Annotated in this window: 16 protein-coding genes; 12 read left to right on the top strand and 4 right to left on the bottom strand. The window is 66.3% G+C overall.

The features are described from left to right. Nucleotides 1–134: 134 nt before the first annotated feature. The gene (locus ACO1P8_RS13945) at nucleotides 135–1355 is read left to right on the top strand and encodes a lytic murein transglycosylase (RefSeq protein WP_486296487.1); all 1221 of its coding nucleotides are present in this window, start codon (nucleotides 135–137) and stop codon (nucleotides 1353–1355) included. A 19-nt stretch (nucleotides 1356–1374) separates the two neighbouring features. On the opposite strand, the gene ACO1P8_RS13950 is transcribed toward ACO1P8_RS13945, so the two are convergent. Further along, entirely contained in the window at nucleotides 1375–2478 is a 1104-nt protein-coding gene (locus ACO1P8_RS13950; protein WP_486296501.1) for a hypothetical protein, read from the bottom strand. Nucleotides 2479–2717: 239 nt separating this feature from the next. On the opposite strand from ACO1P8_RS13950, the gene mdtD reads away from it, so the two are divergent. From mdtD to ACO1P8_RS13985, 7 genes are all read left to right on the top strand, one after another. After that, nucleotides 2718–4088, top strand: a complete 1371-nt coding sequence (mdtD, locus tag ACO1P8_RS13955) for a multidrug transporter subunit MdtD (RefSeq protein WP_486296488.1) — start codon at nucleotides 2718–2720, stop codon at nucleotides 4086–4088. A 91-nt stretch (nucleotides 4089–4179) separates the two neighbouring features. Beyond that, the gene (locus ACO1P8_RS13960; protein WP_486296489.1) at nucleotides 4180–4716 is read left to right on the top strand and encodes a hypothetical protein; all 537 of its coding nucleotides are present in this window, start codon (nucleotides 4180–4182) and stop codon (nucleotides 4714–4716) included. Between the two features lie 252 nt (nucleotides 4717–4968). After that, nucleotides 4969–6084, top strand: coding sequence for an extracellular catalytic domain type 1 short-chain-length polyhydroxyalkanoate depolymerase (locus ACO1P8_RS13965; RefSeq protein WP_486296490.1), 1116 nt, complete (start codon nucleotides 4969–4971; stop codon nucleotides 6082–6084). 159 nt (nucleotides 6085–6243) lie between these two features. Further along, nucleotides 6244–7092, top strand: coding sequence for an HAD family hydrolase (locus ACO1P8_RS13970; RefSeq protein WP_486296491.1), 849 nt, complete (start codon nucleotides 6244–6246; stop codon nucleotides 7090–7092). Between the two features lie 52 nt (nucleotides 7093–7144). Continuing rightward, nucleotides 7145–7594: a tRNA adenosine(34) deaminase TadA gene (tadA, locus tag ACO1P8_RS13975; RefSeq protein WP_486296502.1), complete on the top strand. Its 450-nt coding sequence runs from the start codon at nucleotides 7145–7147 to the stop codon at nucleotides 7592–7594. Beyond that, nucleotides 7591–8490, top strand: coding sequence for an LD-carboxypeptidase (locus tag ACO1P8_RS13980; RefSeq protein WP_486296492.1), 900 nt, complete (start codon nucleotides 7591–7593; stop codon nucleotides 8488–8490). Before tadA ends, ACO1P8_RS13980 begins: the two co-directional genes overlap by 4 nt. A 105-nt stretch (nucleotides 8491–8595) precedes the next feature. Then, the gene (locus ACO1P8_RS13985) at nucleotides 8596–9828 is read left to right on the top strand and encodes a cation:proton antiporter domain-containing protein (RefSeq protein WP_486296493.1); all 1233 of its coding nucleotides are present in this window, start codon (nucleotides 8596–8598) and stop codon (nucleotides 9826–9828) included. Nucleotides 9829–9848: 20 nt separating this feature from the next. Here ACO1P8_RS13985 and ACO1P8_RS13990 read toward each other — a convergent pair whose 3' ends face one another. Continuing rightward, on the bottom strand, nucleotides 9849–10640 hold the full coding sequence (locus tag ACO1P8_RS13990) for an enoyl-CoA hydratase-related protein (protein ID WP_486296494.1): 792 nt from the start codon (nucleotides 10638–10640) through the stop codon (nucleotides 9849–9851). Between the two features lie 409 nt (nucleotides 10641–11049). Between ACO1P8_RS13990 and ACO1P8_RS13995 the strand changes: the two genes are divergently transcribed. From ACO1P8_RS13995 to ACO1P8_RS14005, 3 genes are all read left to right on the top strand, one after another. Beyond that, nucleotides 11050–12654 (top strand): ABC-F family ATPase, encoded by a 1605-nt coding sequence (locus ACO1P8_RS13995; protein WP_486296495.1) that lies wholly within the window; start codon nucleotides 11050–11052, stop codon nucleotides 12652–12654. A gap of 162 nt (nucleotides 12655–12816) precedes the next feature. Further along, on the top strand, nucleotides 12817–14133 hold the full coding sequence (locus tag ACO1P8_RS14000) for an MFS transporter (protein ID WP_486296496.1): 1317 nt from the start codon (nucleotides 12817–12819) through the stop codon (nucleotides 14131–14133). Between the two features lies 1 nt (nucleotide 14134). Next, nucleotides 14135–14737 carry an IMPACT family protein gene (locus tag ACO1P8_RS14005; protein ID WP_486296497.1) on the top strand — a complete coding sequence of 201 codons (603 nt, stop codon included), beginning with the start codon at nucleotides 14135–14137 and terminating at the stop codon, nucleotides 14735–14737. Nucleotides 14738–14742: 5 nt separating this feature from the next. On the opposite strand, the gene trxA is transcribed toward ACO1P8_RS14005, so the two are convergent. Together trxA and ACO1P8_RS14015 are read right to left on the bottom strand one after the other, a co-directional pair. Beyond that, nucleotides 14743–15132 carry a thioredoxin gene (gene trxA / locus ACO1P8_RS14010; RefSeq protein WP_486296498.1) on the bottom strand — a complete coding sequence of 130 codons (390 nt, stop codon included), beginning with the start codon at nucleotides 15130–15132 and terminating at the stop codon, nucleotides 14743–14745. Nucleotides 15133–15256: 124 nt separating this feature from the next. Beyond that, nucleotides 15257–16294, bottom strand: coding sequence for an LLM class flavin-dependent oxidoreductase (locus ACO1P8_RS14015; protein WP_486296499.1), 1038 nt, complete (start codon nucleotides 16292–16294; stop codon nucleotides 15257–15259). Nucleotides 16295–16478: 184 nt separating this feature from the next. Here ACO1P8_RS14015 and arfB point away from each other — a divergent pair. Next, the coding region (gene arfB, locus ACO1P8_RS14020; RefSeq protein WP_486296500.1) for an alternative ribosome rescue aminoacyl-tRNA hydrolase ArfB at nucleotides 16479–16795 on the top strand (317 nt) is incomplete at its 3' end.

Here is a 16795-nt window from a genome sequence, read left to right on the forward strand (position 1 = left end):
GTTGGCTGCCCGCGGCCATGCTCGCGGGGGCGGGAATCGCGGGATGCGCGCAGCCGTCCACGAGCGCCTCGGCACAGGCCATTGCGCCGGCCGCGGGTACGCCATCCACGACTATGCCATCGCCGAATGCACCCATGGCGAACCCGGTGTTGTCGCCGGGTGGCGCGGCCGATCAGCAGGATCGCGATCCCGCGCAATGCCTGGCGACGCTGCGCGCATCGGCGCCCGCCAATGGCGTCAGCGTCGCGGACTTCGACCGTTATACGCAGGACACGCGTTTGCTTGCCGTGACCGTGGCGGCCGCCAAGGCGCAGCCCGAAGGCCAGGAAACCTGGTGGGACTACATCGCCAAGACGGTGGACGACCAGCGCGTGGCCGACGGCAAGGCCGTCTTGGCCAAATCGCATGACGCATTGGCGGCCATCGACGATCGCTACCGGATCGACAGCGAACCGCTGGTCGCGATCTTCGGCATCGAGACGAATTATGGTTCCCAGCTCGGCAAAGTGGACGTACTGAATGCGTGGCTGACGCGCGCGTGCACGGAGCAAAAGCCATTGTGGGTAAAGAACGTCTATGCGTCCGTGCGGCTGCTGCGCGACGGTACCGTCACGCGCGACCGCTTCATCGGCTCGTGGAGCGGCGCCTTCGGCATGACGCAGTTCATCCCGACGTCCTTCTACGAGCTGGCCGCCGATGGCGATGGCGATGGCCGTATCGACCTGTACGGATCCCTGCCGGATGCGCTGGCGTCGACAGCGAATCACCTGCTCAAGCGCAAAGCCACCTGGACGCGCGGTATGCCGGCGGTCATCGAGGTACGCCTGCCGCCGGCGATGGCCGCGACCCTGCCTCCTTCGCCGGACAACGAAATCATGAATCGGGACGATCGCCGGTCGCTGTCGCAATGGAGCGACTCGGGTGTGACCCGCGCCGACGGTACGCCGCTGTCCACCGTCCCCCTCCCGCAGCCCTGGACATCCGTGCAGGCCTATCTGTTCGCGCCCACCGGGGCGCAGGGTCCGGCTTTCCTGGCCACGCGCAATTTCGATGCGATCCTGCACTACAACCAGTCGCACAAATATGCCCTGGCCGTCAGTCTGTTGACGAACCGGCTGAAGGACGGCCCGGGGCTGATCGCGGCGTGGCCGACCGACGATCCGGGCCTGTCGCGCGCGCAGATCAAGGAATTGCAGGGGCTGCTTGCCGCCCGCGGCTATGACGTCGGTACACCGGACGGCATCCCCGGCAGCAAGACGCGCCAGGCCGTCGCGGCCGAACAGCAGCGGCTGGGCCTGCCGCAGGACGGCAGAGTGGGCTACAAGATCTATAGCGCGCTTCAGAACGCCAGGTAAAAACGCGCGGCCGAGCCGGCTACAGCGCGGGCAGCACCAGATCCGCGGTGCCCGGCCTGACCCAGCGTACGCATTCGCGCGTGGTATCGATGCAGCCGCCGTCGATATACACGCCGCGCGGCTCGCGCAGCCTGACCATCTGCTTCAGGATACGCTCGACCTGGGCCGGATCGGCCATCGATTCCCGTACCCGCGCTTCCACGCGCGTTTCGTCCAGCCGCAGCATGCCCGTGTCATCGGTATGAACGCCATGGCGCCAGTGGTAGATCTCCACGCACTTGGCGGTCAGGCTGAAGGGTTGCTTGTGCTTCCAGAAGTTGTTGAACATACCGCCGCCCAGGTAGAACACCCAGGAGCCCTCGAAGCCTTCCACATTGGAAGAGCGTTCGTCCGGGTTGCGAAACCACAGGCGGTCGCCCGGCACGTAGAAGCGCGGCGGCAGCGGCTCTTCCATCGACCCGTACTCGCGCAGGAAGACGTCATGGAACAGGCCGGACATGATGGCGCGCTGTTCCCAGTGGCGCTGTAGCTGGTCCAGCAACGCCGGATTGCACAGCGCGAGTTCTTGCGCGATGCCCAGCAGGGTAACGTATTCGGTGGCGCGATAGCAGGAAAAGGAATACAGCTTGCCGGAGGCTTCCGGCTGCGTTGCCTTGATCAGGCCGTCGATCAGGGACTTGCCGGGCAGGATGGTGAAGCCGCGCGCTTCGTCGTAGGTCCAGTAGTCTTCCGGGCGTTCGGCGTGTTCCGTATCGAAGGCCAGTTCGGTCAGGCTGGCGGCATGCACGATGTTCAGCTTGATGCGTACCGCGGAAATGAATTCGTCATGGCTGGGATAGCGAAAGGGCACCGGCGCGGCCAGCATGGCCAGTACGACTTCGCGTTCCAGGTTGCGGCTGTCGTCCGGATAGCGCCCGGCCAGTGCCGCGGCCAGCCGCGTGGTGTCGTGATCGGGCGTCCAGCGCTCGGCCGCGGCGTCCGTCAGGCGGAACGCCGATACGGGGCCGTCCTCGTCCCGCCACGCCTGTGTCGCGACCAATTCTTCCAACCCAAGATCCGCAAGATAGGCCGTCATGCGCCGCGCCGTTTCGCCGTGATCCGCGGCGTGGCCGAACACCTGCACGCCTATTGCGCGGGCACGCGCGGAAAATGGGGTATTTCGATTCACGAAAAGGCCTCCCTGGGGCCGTCGCGACAGTGCGCGACGCTGACGAATTTCTGAACGGTACGCCGTGAATGGCCGGCTTTCGCGGCCTTCTTGCGGTCGATTTCGCGATCATAGGCGATCGGCCTATGATTGCCGACGTTCGGGTGCATGAGGTGTCGCGCATGACGCGGCCACCCCGCCCATAGAGAGGGGAAATGAAGGAAAGTTCGTCGCACCGCGGCATGCTCTGGGTCGTCGCCGCGGGATTTTTCATGCAGTCCCTGGATGCCACGATCGTCAACACGGCCTTGCCGGCCATGGCTGACAGCCTGCACGAGCTGCCCCTGGCGATGCGGCCGGTGATCGTCGCGTACTCGCTGTCGATGGCGATGCTGACGCCCGCTTCCGGCTGGCTGGCCGACCGTTTCGGTACGCGCCGCGTCTATTTCACATCCATCCTGATTTTTGTCCTGGGCTCGCTGTTCTGCGCCATGGCCGCCAATCTGTCGCAACTGGTCATCGCACGTGTGGTCCAGGGCGTGGGCGGCTCGATGCTGCTGCCCATCGGCCGCCTGGCCATCCTGCGCTCGGTGCGCGGCGAGTCGTACATCGCGGCGCTGGCGTTGATTTCCATCGCCGGGCAGGTAGGGCCGATGATCGGTCCCATGACCGGCGGCTGGCTGGTGCAGGTACTCAGCTGGCATTGGATATTCCTGATCAATATCCCCATCGGCATCCTCGGGCTGGCCGCCGTGCGGCGCTACATCCCGCCCGAATCCGCGGCGTCTCCGCCCGCGTTCGATTTCGTCGGCTTCACCCTGCTGTCCACCTGCATGGTGGCGTTCTCGTTCGCCATGGAAGGCACGGACGGCCCCGGCCGGGCCGCCTATATCGCGGGCCTGTTGGGCTTGAGCGTGCTTACCGTGATGGTCTATATCGCCCATGCCCGCCGCCGGCCGAGGCCCTTGTTCAGGCTGGGCCTGTTTCGCGACGAAACCTTCAGCATCGGCCTGGTGGGCAATCTGGTCTCGCGCATCGGCAGCAGCGGCGTCACCTTCCTGCTGCCCCTGCTATTGCAATTGCAGCTGGGCTACGAACCTTTCTATGCGGGGATGATGATTTTCCCGACCGCCCTGGCGGCCTTGATCACCAAGCGCTGGGTGGCGCCGCTGGTGCGGCGTTATGGCTATGAGACCTTCCTCTCGGTGAATACCGTCGTGGTGGGCGTATCCATTATGTCGTTCGCGCTGATCGCGCCGGGATGGCCGCTGGCATTGCAGATCGTGCAACTGGCGATCTTCGGCGGCGCGAATTCCATGCAGTTCGCCGCGATGAACAGCGTCACCCTGAAGGGCCTGAGCGTCGAGGACGCGGGCAGCGGGAACAGCCTGTTTTCCATGGTGCAAATGCTGGCCCTCAGCCTGGGGGTCAGCCTGAGCGGCGGCCTGGTCGGCATGTTTTCCCACGGCGCCCACGCCGACGCCTGGGGATTCCGCTGGACCTTCCTGTGCGTGGGCGGCGTCACGCTGCTGTCGACCCTGATCTTCAAGAGGCTGGACGTCGATACGGTGCGCGGCAGCGCGTGAAGGTTATGCTCATCCGTGGGCACGGCACTTGCTGGACCATGGCTTTACGAACGCGCTGTCCCCAGGGCAGCCATCGACTGGGAGGTCAAGCATGACGCATCGAATCAAATTGTCGGCAATCGGATTGGCATTCTGCGCCGCGGGCGTGCTGGGCGCCGCGGGGCCGGCATGGTCTGCGTCCGGCCCGGACGCGCAATACCGTGAAGACGTAGCCCGATGCAAGAGCGGGGCCAGCGGGCAGGACCAGGCGACTTGCATGCGCGAAGCGGGCGCTGCGCTGGTGGAGCGCCGCCGCAATGGCCTGAGCACGCCGGCCGATCCCCAAAGCAACGCCACGGCGCGCTGCAATGCGCTACCGGCGGATCAGCGCCGGGATTGCATGATCCAAATGTCCGGACAGGGCAATACCACCGTGCAGGGCAGTGTCTCGGCGGGCGGCGTCCTGCGTGAAACCGTCATCCCGGTACCGGCCGGCACGCCCGGCAGTACCCCGGCGGGAACCACGCAGCCCGGCTATACGCAACCGGGGTATTCGCAACCCGCCACGCCCGTGGCGCCGCCGCCGGCCGTTCCGCCCAGCGGCTACGGCACGCCCGCGCCCTACGGCGGTACGATGCCCCGCCGCTAAGCACGCGCCGCAGCGAGCGGCCCGGGCGGGCCGCTCGGGCTTCTCTCTTAAGGGCAAGTCTATTCGGGCCGCGGGTCCCTCAATCCCGTGTCGGGCCGGCACAGCCGGCCCTCTCGTATTTGGCCGGCCACCGCCGCCGGGGCGCGGCGTTGCGCAACTCGTCCTGCACATCGGCGCGCATGCCCGGGTTGCTGCGATGCAGCATAAGGGGTTTAATGCAAACACCGGGACTTACCCGCCAGGCCAATCGCAATGCGAAGCAAGCTGTCCACGCTATTCTTTTCTACCGCCCGCAAGGTCGCGCGCCTGCAGCGGACCGCGTGGCGGCTGGGTATGCCAGGGCTCTTCGACGAAAGGGCCACGCAGCGGCCCCGGTCCCGGCCGGCGAAGGGCCCCTCGGCGCGCAAGCCCCTGGCCGCCGACGCGGCACCCGAGTTCGATACCGCCGATTTCGCCGGAACCTGGAAGGCCCGCGTTTACCGCACGCCGCCCGTGCCGGGCGCCTGGCCGGTGCGCCTGTCGTATTTCGTTTATATGCCCCCGAAGCTGCGCAAGGGCGGTCCCGTACTGGTCATGCTGCATGGGTGCGAACAGAGCGCCCTGGATTTCGCGGTGGGCACACGCATGCACCGCCTGGCCGATCGCGAGGGTTTGCTGCTGGTGTATCCGCAACAGCCGCTGCGCGGCCATCGGCATCGCTGCTGGCATTGGTACCAGCCCGACGCCGCGCACGGATATGCGGAGGCCGATGCGATCGCCGGCATCGCGCGCGCCGCCGTGGCGGACTACCACGCCGATCCGGCGCGGATCTATATCGCCGGACTGTCCGCCGGCGCCGGCATGGCGGCACTGACCGCCCTGCGCCATCCGGATGTCTTCGCCGCGCTGGCCATGCATTCCGGGGCGGTGCTCGGCAGCGCGCGCAGCGCCGGCGAAGGGCTGCGCGCCATGCGGCATGGGGCCTCGGAGCCGCCGGAGACGGCCCTGGCCTCGCTGCTGCCGGACCGCGCCGCGTTTCCCGGCATGCCTGCCATCATCCTGCAGGGGGATCGCGACACCGTCGTCGACCGGCGCAACGGCGCGCAGTTGCTGGCGCAGCTGGCATGGGCCAACGGCCTGAAGGTGGGCGCCGCCGCATCCCAGCCGGAGGCCGAGGGCAGTTCGCGCCACTATCTGCGCACCGATGTACCGGCTGGGCGGGGCGCCGTCGTCAGCCTGTGCGAAGTGCCCGGTCTGGGACATGCCTGGAGCGGCGGCGACGCCCGCGTGCGCTTTCACGCGCGCCAGGGACCCGACGCGTCGCGCCTGATGTGGCAGTTCTTCAAGACACGCCGCCGTCTTCCGGTGGCCGCTGTCGCCGAGGAATGACCGATTTGCCGCGTCCTGCCGTTCGCGGCCGCCGCCAGGGACCCATACGCGGCAGCCTGGCCGCACGGGGGCGCGTTGAAATTCAGCCCGGAGGCTGCGCCAGGGTATGCCAGGCGAAATCAGGCAAAATGGCGGCTATTTCCCCCGCACGCTTTTTCCATGTCCGACGTTATCGCCCTGATATTCGATTTCGACGATACGCTTGCGCCAGACAGCACGTCCGGCTTTCTGGCGAACATCGGCGTGGACACGGCCGGCTTCTGGAAAGAACAGGTGGATCCCTTGTTGTTCGAACAGGACTGGGACCCGGTCCCGGCTTACCTGTATCGCATGATTCAGCTCTCGCGCGCCGGCTCGCATGGCCTGATCACGCGCGACCGCTTGCGGGACTGGGGGCGTCAACTGCCTTTGCATGACGGCGTGACGACGGTATTCCAGCGCCTGCGCGACGCGGTGCGCGAAGCGCAACCCCAGGTATCGCTGGAGTTCTATCTGATCTCCAGCGGCATCGGCGACGTCGTCCGGTCCACCGCGATTGCCCCCGAGTTCACGGAAATCTGGGCGTCCGAATTCGTCTACGGCGAAGACGGCGGCATCGACTTCCCGCGCCGCGTCGTCAGCTTCACGGACAAGACGCGCTATCTGTTCCATATCCAGAAAGGCATCATCGGCCGCGAATTCCACAACAAGCCCTTCGAAGTCAATCGCAAGGTGCCGGAAGACCGCCTGCGGGTGCCCTTCGACCAGATGGTGTTCGTCGGCGATGGCTATACCGATATCCCTTGCTTTTCGCTGATCCGCGGCGCGGGCGGCATCGCCTTCGGCGTATGGGATCCGCGCCACCGCGACAAACGCAGCCGGGCCTGGGGGTTCATCGAACAGGGCCGCGTGTCCAATCTGAACCACGCCCGCTATGACGAGGACGCCGAACTCTATCAACTGCTGGAAGAGGCCGTGAGCAGCCTGGCGCATCGCATTGCCCTGAAGTCCCGGGTGTATCGTGGTTGAATCGGTCGCCGCCAGGACGGCCGGCGAACAGGCGCAGTTCGACGCGGCCATGATGGCGCTGGCGCTGGCGCAGGCCCAAGAGGCCGGGCAGGCGGGCGAAGTGCCCGTGGGCGCGGTCGTGGTCGATTCCCAGGGGCAGGTGCTGGGCGCCGGCTACAACCGTACGATCATCGACGCCGACCCCACCGCGCATGCCGAAATCGTCGCCCTGCGCGCGGCCGCGCGGCGGCTGTCCAATTACCGTTTGCCCGGGCTGACGCTCTACGTCACGCTGGAGCCGTGCGTCATGTGCATGGGCGCGATGCTGCATGCCCGGCTGGCGCGCGTCTGCTATGGTGCCAGCGATCCCAAGACGGGCGCCTGCGGCAGCGTGCTGGATGTCGGCGCGGTGGCGCAACTGAATCACCATACGTCGTTTCATGGCGGCGTCCTGGCCGAACCCTGCGGCGACATTCTGCGGCAGTTTTTCCGGGCGCGTCGCATCAAGGAAAACCCCCAATGAGCAGCAAGCACGGCATTTATCTGTTTTCCCCTTCCTCCGCGGTACAGGATCCGGCCGCGCTGGAACGCGCGCGGCAGCGGCTGGAGGCCGAAGGCTTCAAGACGGCGATCGACCGCGGCGCGGCCGCCACGCACCAGCGCTTCGCCGGCACGGATGCGCAACGCCTGAAGGCGCTGTCGCGCGCGCTCAAGCAGAAGCACCCGATCGTCATGGCCACGCGTGGCGGCTACGGGCTGGGACGCCTGCTGCCGATGATCGACTGGAAGGCGGTGGCCGATAGCGGCAAGCGTTTCGTCGGGCACAGCGACTTCACCGCATTCAACCTGGCACTGCTGGCGCAGACCGGCGAGATCAGCTACAGCGGTGCGACCGCCGTCGCGGATTTCGGCGGCGACGAGATGGACGACCTGACGGCCGCCCTGTTCGGCGAGCTGATGCGCGGCGAACTGGAAATCCTCAGTTTCGAAACGCCGGATGCGGATCCGGTGGATTGCCGCGGTATCCTGTGGGGCGGGACGCTGGCCATGGTCGCCTCGCTGGTGGGGACGCCCTACATGCCCGGCATCAAGGGCGGAATCCTGTTCCTGGAGGACGTCGGCGAACACCCGTATCGCGTCGAGCGCATGCTGACGCAGCTCTGGCAGGCCGGCATTCTGCAGAAGCAGAAGGCAATCCTGCTGGGGTACTTCACCAACTATCGCCTGGCGCCCCATGATGCGGGCTTCGATATGCCGGCCGTGCTCGCCTGGTTGCGCAAGACCGTGAAGGTGCCGGTGCTGACGGGCCTGCCGTATGGCCACATCGCATCCAAGGCGACGCTGCCGGTGGGCAAGAAGGTCGGCCTGGCAACCGAGCCGGGCATGGTGCATCTGGTGCTGGACGAACACGACCACTGACCGCGGTCGTCCGCCGGGGCCGTGATATCCTCGGCGCGTTGAACGCGTTCAGCGGTTATTCAGAATGGCGCCCTGGCGCCGCCAACTTTATTTGCTGGAGCCTGCATGCCTCATTCCACACCGCTCATTACGACGATTGTGGGCGGTCTGGTATTGGCGTTTGTCCTTGCCGCCATCGCGGTGCGCCTGAAGCTGCCCCCCCTGATCGGTTATCTGTGCGCAGGCATCCTCTGCGGGCCCTATACCCCGGGCTTCACCGCCGACAGCCACCTCGCCAATGAGCTGGCCGAACTCGGCGTCATCCTGCTGATGTTCGGCGTGGGGCTGCATTTTTCGCTGCGCGACCTGCTGTCGGTCAAGCACATCGCCGTGCCCGGGGCCATCGCGCAGATCGCGGTGGCCACGGCGATGGGCCTGGGCCTGTCCTGGATGCTGGGCTGGAACATGGGCGCTGGACTGCTGTTCGGGCTGGCCCTGTCGGTGGCCAGTACCGTCGTCCTCATCAAGGCCATGGAGGACAGCAACCTGGTCGATACCAACGAAGGCCGCATCGCGGTCGGCTGGCTGATCGTCGAGGACCTGGCCATGGTCGCCGCGCTGGTGCTGATTCCCGCCCTGTCCGGCGTGCTGGGCGGCCGAGAACAGGATAACGGCGGCGCATCGCTGTGGGCGATATTGGGCGTGACCGCCGTCAAGGTGGCGGCCTTCGTCGCCCTCATGCTGGTGATCGGTCGGCGCGTCATTCCGTGGCTGCTGGAACGCGTGGTGTACACCGGCAACAGGGAACTCTTCCGCCTGGCGGTGCTGGCTTGCGCGCTGGGTATCGCCTATGGCGCGACCGCGCTGTTCGGCGTGTCGTTCGCGCTGGGCGCCTTCTTTGCCGGCATGGTGATGGCAGAGTCGGAATTCAGCCAGCGCGCCGCGGACGAATCCCTGCCCATGCGCGATGCGTTCTCGGTATTGTTTTTCGTATCGGTCGGGATGCTGTTCGACCCGCTGGTACTGGTGCGCGACCCATGGGGCGTGCTGGGCACCTTCCTGATCATCCTGGTCGGCAAGTCGATTGCCTCTTACCTGATCGTGCGCTCCTTCCGCCATCCCAAGCTCACGGCCCTGACGATTTCCGCCAGCCTGGCGCAGATCGGCGAGTTCTCTTTCATCCTGGCCGGCCTGGGCGTGATGCAGGAGATCCTGCCCAAGGCGGGGCAAGACCTTATCCTGGCCGGCGCCATTCTTTCCATCCTGGTCAATCCCTTGTTGTTCAACGCGCTGGACCGCTATCGGGCCAATCTGGAGCGGGTGCGCATCCGGCCGGAAGAGCCGGATCCAGGCGTGTAGGGCGCGTGCGGGCGGCCGTTTCAGGCTCCCAGCATCCCGGTCATCCATGATGGACCGCGGCCCGGGCCGCTGTCGCTTTCCGGCGATGCCGGATTCCTGCCGGCCAGGATGCCGCAACTCGCGAGACTGTCCGCGTCGCAATGTGCCGCCGCCCGCCCGGGTACCTCATGGACCAGCGTTTTGGTGGCGGCGACCGCGTCGGGCGCGGTCAGCATGAAGGTGTCGACCAGCGCGGCGATGCGCATATCCAGGGAGTCCGGTTCGGACAAGCCATGCACGAAGCCGATGCGCCAGGCTTCGGCGGCACTGAAGGTTTCGCCCGTCAGGAACCAGCGCGTGGCGTCGCGCGGGCTCATGGCGCGCAGGACATAGGGCGCGATGATGGAGGGGATCAGGCCCAGCCGCGTTTCCGGCAGCGCGAAGGTCGCCTGCGACGAGGCGATCGCGATATCGCAGGCCGATGCCAGCCCCATGCCCAGCCCCATGCAGACGCCGTGCAGCCGCACGATGGTCGGCTTGGGGCAGCGGTATATGGTCTCCAGCATGGCGGCGCAGGCCGCCGTATCGGCCCGCACGGACATCTCGCCCGCCTGCGCGCTCTGGCGCAGCCATGTTTCGTCCGCGCCGCCGCAGAAGGCGATGCCGCGTGCCGCCAGCACGATGGCCCGTACCTGGCTGTCATTGGACAGGGACGCGTAAGCCTCCGTCAGCTCCTGGACCATTTGCGCATCCAGGGCATTGCGTACATCGGGTCTCGACAGCCAGACCAGCGCCGCCTGCGGCTTGTGTTCGATTTCCAGCGTTTGCAGCATGATGTGTTTTCCTCGTCGATGCCTGGCAGCCCCGCGCCGGCGGCCTCGCAGCTGGACGGGCGAGGCGCTTCTCGGGCGTCGTTCCCGGGGCCTCACGGCGTGCGGCGATCGGACGGTTTGCGTCGCATCGATCCGTCGCGCTCTGCTCGCATTACATCCTCGTTGCCGTAGCTTGACAATCAGCGGATGCGGACTAATCCAAACGTCACCGTCCGCAGGGCGAGCCGGTTGCGGTGGCGCTGTCGCCTGTCTGTCGGGGCGCTGTCGCGCTTCCGTCATCCGGTCTGCGCCGTCTCGCCCGGTCCGCGTCCACCTTCATCCGGTCGTCGGCGTCTTCATCGGGTCCGCGCCCATCCGTACCGCAAGGGGTACACTGATGGGTTTTCGCTTCGCCTAATTCGACTCAAACGTGATATCCACCGCCAATCTCACCATCCAGTTCGGCCCCAAGCCGCTTTTCGAGAACGTCAGCGTCAAGTTCGGGGACGGCAACCGGTATGGACTGATCGGGGCCAACGGATCCGGCAAGTCCACCTTCATGAAGATCATCGGCGGCGACCTGGAGGCCTCCTCGGGCAACGTGTCGCTGGAGCCGGGCGTGCGGCTGGGCAAGCTGCGCCAGGACCAGTTCGCCTTCGAGGATTCCCGCGTGCTGGACGTCGTCATGATGGGCCACACCGACATGTGGGCCGCCATGACCGAGCGCGACGCCATCTACGCCAATGCCGACGCGTCCGAAGAGGACTACATGCGGGCGGCCGACCTGGAAGCCAAGTTCGCCGAGTACGACGGCTATACGGCCGAGGCCCGCGCGGGCGAGCTGCTGCTCGGCCTGGGTATCGCCGTCGAACAGCACAACCAGCCCATGCGCGAGATCGCCCCGGGCTGGAAGCTGCGCGTGCTGCTGGCGCAGGCGCTGTTCTCCAACCCCGATGTGCTGTTGCTGGACGAACCGACCAACAACCTGGATATCAATACCATCCGCTGGCTGGAAGACATCCTCAACGGCTACCAGAGCACGATGATCATCATCAGCCATGACCGGCACTTCCTGAACCAGGTGTGCACCCACATGGCCGACCTGGACTATCGCGAAATCCGCGTTTATCCGGGCAATTACGACGACTACATGCTCGCGTCCACGCAGGCGCGGGAGCGTGTGTCGGCCACCAATGCCAAGGCCAAGGAACGCATCGCGGAACTCCAGGACTTCGTGCGCCGCTTCTCCGCCAACAAATCCAAGGCGCGCCAGGCCACGTCGCGCATGAAGCAGATCGATCGCATCAAGGCGGACCAGATAGAGGTCAAGCCCTCCTCGCGCCAGAACCCGTATATCCGCTTCGAGCAGAACAAGGTCATGCACCGCGTGGCGGTGACCGTGGACAACATATCCAAGTCCTATGACGCGCCGATCATCCGCGGTTTTTCCGCGATGGTCGATGCGGGCGAGAAAATCGCCATCGTGGGCGCGAACGGCGCAGGCAAGACCACGCTGCTGCGCATGCTGGCGGGCGATCTGGCGCCGGACTCCGGCTCGATCAAGTGGTCGGAAAACGCCGACGCCGGTTATATGGCGCAGGACGTGTCGGATCAATTCCAGCAGACCGATATCAACCTGTTCGACTGGATGGCCGAGTACCGGCAGCCGGGCGATGACGATCAGTCGGTCCGCTCCGCCCTGGGGCGCCTGCTGTTTTCGTCCGATGACCTGCCCAAGGCGCCCAAGGTGCTGTCGGGCGGCGAGAAAAACCGCATGACCTTCGGCCGGCTGATGCTGGGCCGGCACAACGTGCTGCTGCTGGACGAGCCGACCAACCACCTGGATATGGAGTCGATCGAATCGCTGCAGTTCGCGCTGGAAAAGTACGAAGGCACGCTATTCTTCGTGTCGCATGACCGGGAATTCGTATCCGGATTGGCGACCCGCATCATCGAGATCTTGCCCAATGGCGAAATCGTCGACTACCGCGGCGGCTATGAGGATTACCTGGAGACGCGCAGCGCCCAGGCCTGAACCGCGGACGGCCCCGGGGCCGGGAGACGATGGGGCACGCCAGGACGTCGGGCGCGGCATGCCGGCAACATCACATTGTGAAATCTGGTGCGGCGCAACAGATTGCCGGCGGGCTGCGCTAAACTACGGGAAAACCCTTAGTCAGGCGTCGCCTTGTTTTCCATGTCCGTTTCCCGTTACGCGCCGTCCCGCCCCGCGGCGATCACTTTGCGGGTGATCTCCATCGTGGTCTTCACCTTCCTGTGCTACCTGATGATCGGCCTGCCGATGGCGGTCCTGCCCGGCTATGTCCATGGCAACCTGGGTTATGGATCCGTCCTGGCTGGGCTGGTGATCAGCATCCAGTACGTCGCGACGCTGCTCAGCCGCTCCCATGCCGGCCGCATGGCCGATACCGTCGGCCCGAAGCAGACGGCGATGATAGGGCTGGCCGCGTGCACCGCCAGCGGCGGCTTGATGCTCGTCGCCAATCTTCTGTCCCACATGCCCGCGCTCAGTCTGGCCGCATTGATGGCGGGCCGCCTGGTCCTGGGCTTCGGTGAAAGCTGGGTCGGCACGGGCTGCATCATGTGGGGAATCGGCCGCGTGGGTGCGGCGCATACGGCCAAGGTGATTTCCTGGAGCGGGATCTGCACCTATGGCGCACTGGCGATCGGCGCCCCGCTGGGTGTGCAGCTGCAGACGCATTGGGGTTTCGGTGCGGTGGGGGCCGCCGTGCTGGCCGCCGGCGTATTGGGCTTGGCGCTGGCCGCGCCGCGCGCCAAGGTGGCCGTGGTGGGCGGCGTCCGCATGGCGTTTTCGCAGGTGGTGGCGCGCGTGCTGCCGCACGGCCTGGCCCTGGGACTGGCCTCGGTGGGGTTCGGCTCCATTGCCGCTTTCGTCACGCTCTACTACGCGTCGCACCACTGGTCGGGCGCCGCCTTGTCCCTGAGCATATTCGGCGCCTTTTTCGTCGGCACGCGCCTGCTGCTGGGCAGGACGATCGAACGCCTGGGCGGTTTCCGTGTTGCCATCCTGTCCATCGGCGTGGAGATCCTTGGCCTGCTGCTGCTATGGCTGGCGGGTTCGCCCGTGATGGCGCTGGCCGGCGCGGCACTGACCGGCTCCGGTTTCTCGCTGGTATTTCCCTCGCTGGGCGTGGAAGCGGTAAGCCGCGTGCCCGCTGCCAATCGCGGGGCCGCGCTGGGCGCGTATTCGGCTTTTTTCGACTTGTCCCTGGGTATCACCGGACCTGTCGCGGGGCTGATCGTCAGCGGTTTCGGTTATTCGGCGATTTTCCTGTTCGCCTCGCTTGCGGCCGCGATCGCGGTGGCGATCGCCTGGGCGCTGCAGCGGACGGCAGCGTCCGCATCCCTGGCAGGGCGGTCGATGCCCCGCGACGGCGCCACCCTGGCGCCCGCGTCGACACGCGGCGGATCCGCGGTGCCCGGCATGCAGTCCGCCGTTGGCGGCTCGCCTGTGCCGGCGGGCGGCGACTGACGTGGCCAGTACGCTGGCCGGGCTCAACGTCTACCGGGAAACGATCAAGAAAAGCGTTTTCCTGGCGCATGCCGGCCCGGCGGCCGATGTGGACGCGGCAATGGCGTTTATCGCGGCGCATTCGGATGCCGGCGCCACCCACAATTGCTGGGCCTACCGCATCGGCGCCGCGTACCGCTTCAGCGACGACGGCGAACCGGGCGGTACCGCGGGCCGTCCCATGCTGCAGGCCATCGACGGCCAGGACTGCGACCGCGTCGCGGTGGTGGTGACCCGCTGGTACGGCGGCATCAACCTGGGTACCGGCGGGCTGGCGCGTGCCTACGGCGGCGCCGCGGCGAATTGCTTGCGGCTGGCGCCGCGCATGGAGATCATCGACACCGTCAACGCGACCTGCGCCTGTTCCTACACGGCGCTGCAGCACCTGAAGGCGCGCCTGGCGCAGGCGGGGGCGGCGATCACGCACGAAGCGTTCGACGCCGAGGGTGTCGTGCTGACCTTGTCGGTGCCGCGGCAAAGCCTGGAAGCGCTGGACGCGTGGCTGGTCAACTTCAGCCGCGGGCGGTCGTCATTGCGGACGGACGAAGGCCCGCCCGGCATCTGATTGCCTCAAGCCTGGCCGCCTTCGGCGTCCTGTTTGGCTTGCGCGTCGGCGATGTCCTGGTGGACTTTCTCCATGTCCAATTCCTTGACCTTGGCCAGCAGTTCGTTCAACTGGCCGGCCGACAGCGCGCCCGGCTGCGAGAACAGCAGCACCTGTTCGCGGAACACCATCAAGGTGGGAATCGAGCGGATGCCCAGGGCGCCCGCGAGCTCCTGCTCGACGTCCGTATTGACCTTGGCGAAAGTCACGTCGGGATGTTCCGTCGCGGCCTTTTCGAAGACGGGCGCGAAGCCGCGGCACGGGCCGCACCATGGCGCCCAGAAGTCGACGATCAGCGTCCCTTCCGGCGTGATGGCTTCCTGGAAGGAATCCTTGTTCAGTTCGACGATGCTCATTCGATACATCCTTGCCGCGCCTTGCGCGGCGCTTGCGGGCCCGTGAAGACCCTGGGTGGATTCGGCCGCACCGGATGGCGCGGTGATGCCTTCATGATAAACGCGCGGGGCGGGCGTTCCCCGTTCATTGCGCGACGGCCGTACCGGCCCGCGGCTCGCTCGGCGCTTCGGCCTGCTTGAGCGACGCCACGATTTCGTAGGAACGCAGGCGGTCGGCGGGATCGTAGAAGTCCGACACGATCATGATCTCGTCGGCTTCGGTGCGGGCCGCCAGCGATTCCAGTTCGCGCTTGACCGTTTCGGGCCCGCCGACGATGGATGCGCCCAACCGCTGCTGCACGGCCGCTTTCTCCCATTCGTTCCATACCGAGGACATATCGTCGACCGGAGGTTGAAGTTGCAGGCGATGGCCGCGCACCAGCGACAGGAACTTCTGCTGCTGGGTCGTCGCCTGGCGCCGGGCCTGCTCGTCGGTGTCCGCCGCGATGACGGGCACGCCTATCATGGAATACGGCTGGTCCAGCACGTCCGATGGCTTGAAACGGCGCCGGTATAGCTGCATGGCGGCCATGCCTTCCGGCGAAAAGTGACCCGCGAAGGAAAAGGGCAGGCCCAGTTCCGCCGCGAGCTGTGCGCTGAAATCGCTGGATCCCAGCAGCCAGATGGGGACATTCAATCCTTCGCCGGGAATGGCGCGCACGGCCTGCGTGGGATGCGCGGGCTGGAAATACGCGCGCAGTTCTTCCAGTTGATGCGGGAAGTTCATGCCGCTGCGGGGATCGCGTCCCAGCGCGCGCTGTGTCGCGCCGTCGCTGCCGGGGGCACGGCCCAGGCCCAGATCGATGCGCCCTGGGAACAGCGTTTCCAGTGTGCCGAACTGTTCGGCAATGATGAGCGGCGCGTGGTTGGGCAACATGACGCCGCCGGAGCCCACACGCAAGGTGCGGGTATTCGCGGCCACATGCCCGATGAGCACGGCGGTGGCGCTGCTGGCGATGCCGTTGATGTTGTGATGTTCGGCCAGCCAGAACCGGTTGTAGCCGAGAGCCTCGACATGGCGGGCCAGCTGGACGGTGTTGCGGAAAGCGTCCGCCGCGGTGCTGCCTTGCGCGATAGGCGCCAGGTCCAGGACCGAAAACGGAATTTCTGACAAGGGCTTCATGGTTTTCCTCACGCCTTATACATGGGGCAGTGTATCGGCGATTTCAACCATGGAGCCGAGCAACCTTGCCACCGGACGGGTTGTATGAGGTGGCTGTCCAGGATGCGCGCAGGGCGGCAGAGCAGGGCGCCGGCACCACGGCGACGCCGGACGAGGGCGGCGCGATGCAGGTAGACTCGCGCTCATGATCCCCATTTCCCACAACCTGATGCTGGATGAGCGCGAAGTCGAGTTCAGCATGATCCGCGCGCAAGGCGCGGGCGGCCAGAACGTCAACAAGGTGTCCAGCGCGGTGCATCTGCGATTCGATATCCGCGGGTCGTCGCTGCCCGACGAGGTCAAGCATGCCTTGCTGGGCAGCGGCGACCGGCGCATTACCAAGGATGGCGTGGCGATCATCAAGGCGCAGACGCATCGCAGCCAGGATAAGAACCGCGCCGAGGCGATCGAGCGCCTGGCCGCGATGATCGCTTCCGCCGCGCGTCCCGTGACGCCACGCAA

The sequence above is a fragment of the Bordetella sp. genome, assembly GCF_057362025.1.

Bases quoted from the DNA above. Each gene is read 5' to 3' on its own strand.
- ACO1P8_RS13945 (WP_486296487.1), top strand. From the start codon at position 135: ATGGCGAACCCGGTGTTGTCGCCGGGTGGCGCGGCCGATCAGCAGGAT.
- mdtD (WP_486296488.1), top strand. From the start codon at position 2,718: ATGAAGGAAAGTTCGTCGCACCGCGGCATGCTCTGGGTCGTCGCCGCG.
- ACO1P8_RS13960 (WP_486296489.1), top strand. From the start codon at position 4,180: ATGACGCATCGAATCAAATTGTCGGCAATCGGATTGGCATTCTGCGCC.
- ACO1P8_RS13965 (WP_486296490.1), top strand. From the start codon at position 4,969: ATGCGAAGCAAGCTGTCCACGCTATTCTTTTCTACCGCCCGCAAGGTC.
- ACO1P8_RS13970 (WP_486296491.1), top strand. From the start codon at position 6,244: ATGTCCGACGTTATCGCCCTGATATTCGATTTCGACGATACGCTTGCG.
- tadA (WP_486296502.1), top strand. From the start codon at position 7,145: ATGGCGCTGGCGCTGGCGCAGGCCCAAGAGGCCGGGCAGGCGGGCGAA.
- ACO1P8_RS13980 (WP_486296492.1), top strand. From the start codon at position 7,591: ATGAGCAGCAAGCACGGCATTTATCTGTTTTCCCCTTCCTCCGCGGTA.
- ACO1P8_RS13985 (WP_486296493.1), top strand. From the start codon at position 8,596: ATGCCTCATTCCACACCGCTCATTACGACGATTGTGGGCGGTCTGGTA.
- ACO1P8_RS13990 (WP_486296494.1), bottom strand. From the start codon at position 10,640: ATGCTGCAAACGCTGGAAATCGAACACAAGCCGCAGGCGGCGCTGGTC.
- ACO1P8_RS14000 (WP_486296496.1), top strand. From the start codon at position 12,817: ATGTCCGTTTCCCGTTACGCGCCGTCCCGCCCCGCGGCGATCACTTTG.
- trxA (WP_486296498.1), bottom strand. From the start codon at position 15,132: ATGAGCATCGTCGAACTGAACAAGGATTCCTTCCAGGAAGCCATCACG.
- ACO1P8_RS14015 (WP_486296499.1), bottom strand. From the start codon at position 16,294: ATGAAGCCCTTGTCAGAAATTCCGTTTTCGGTCCTGGACCTGGCGCCT.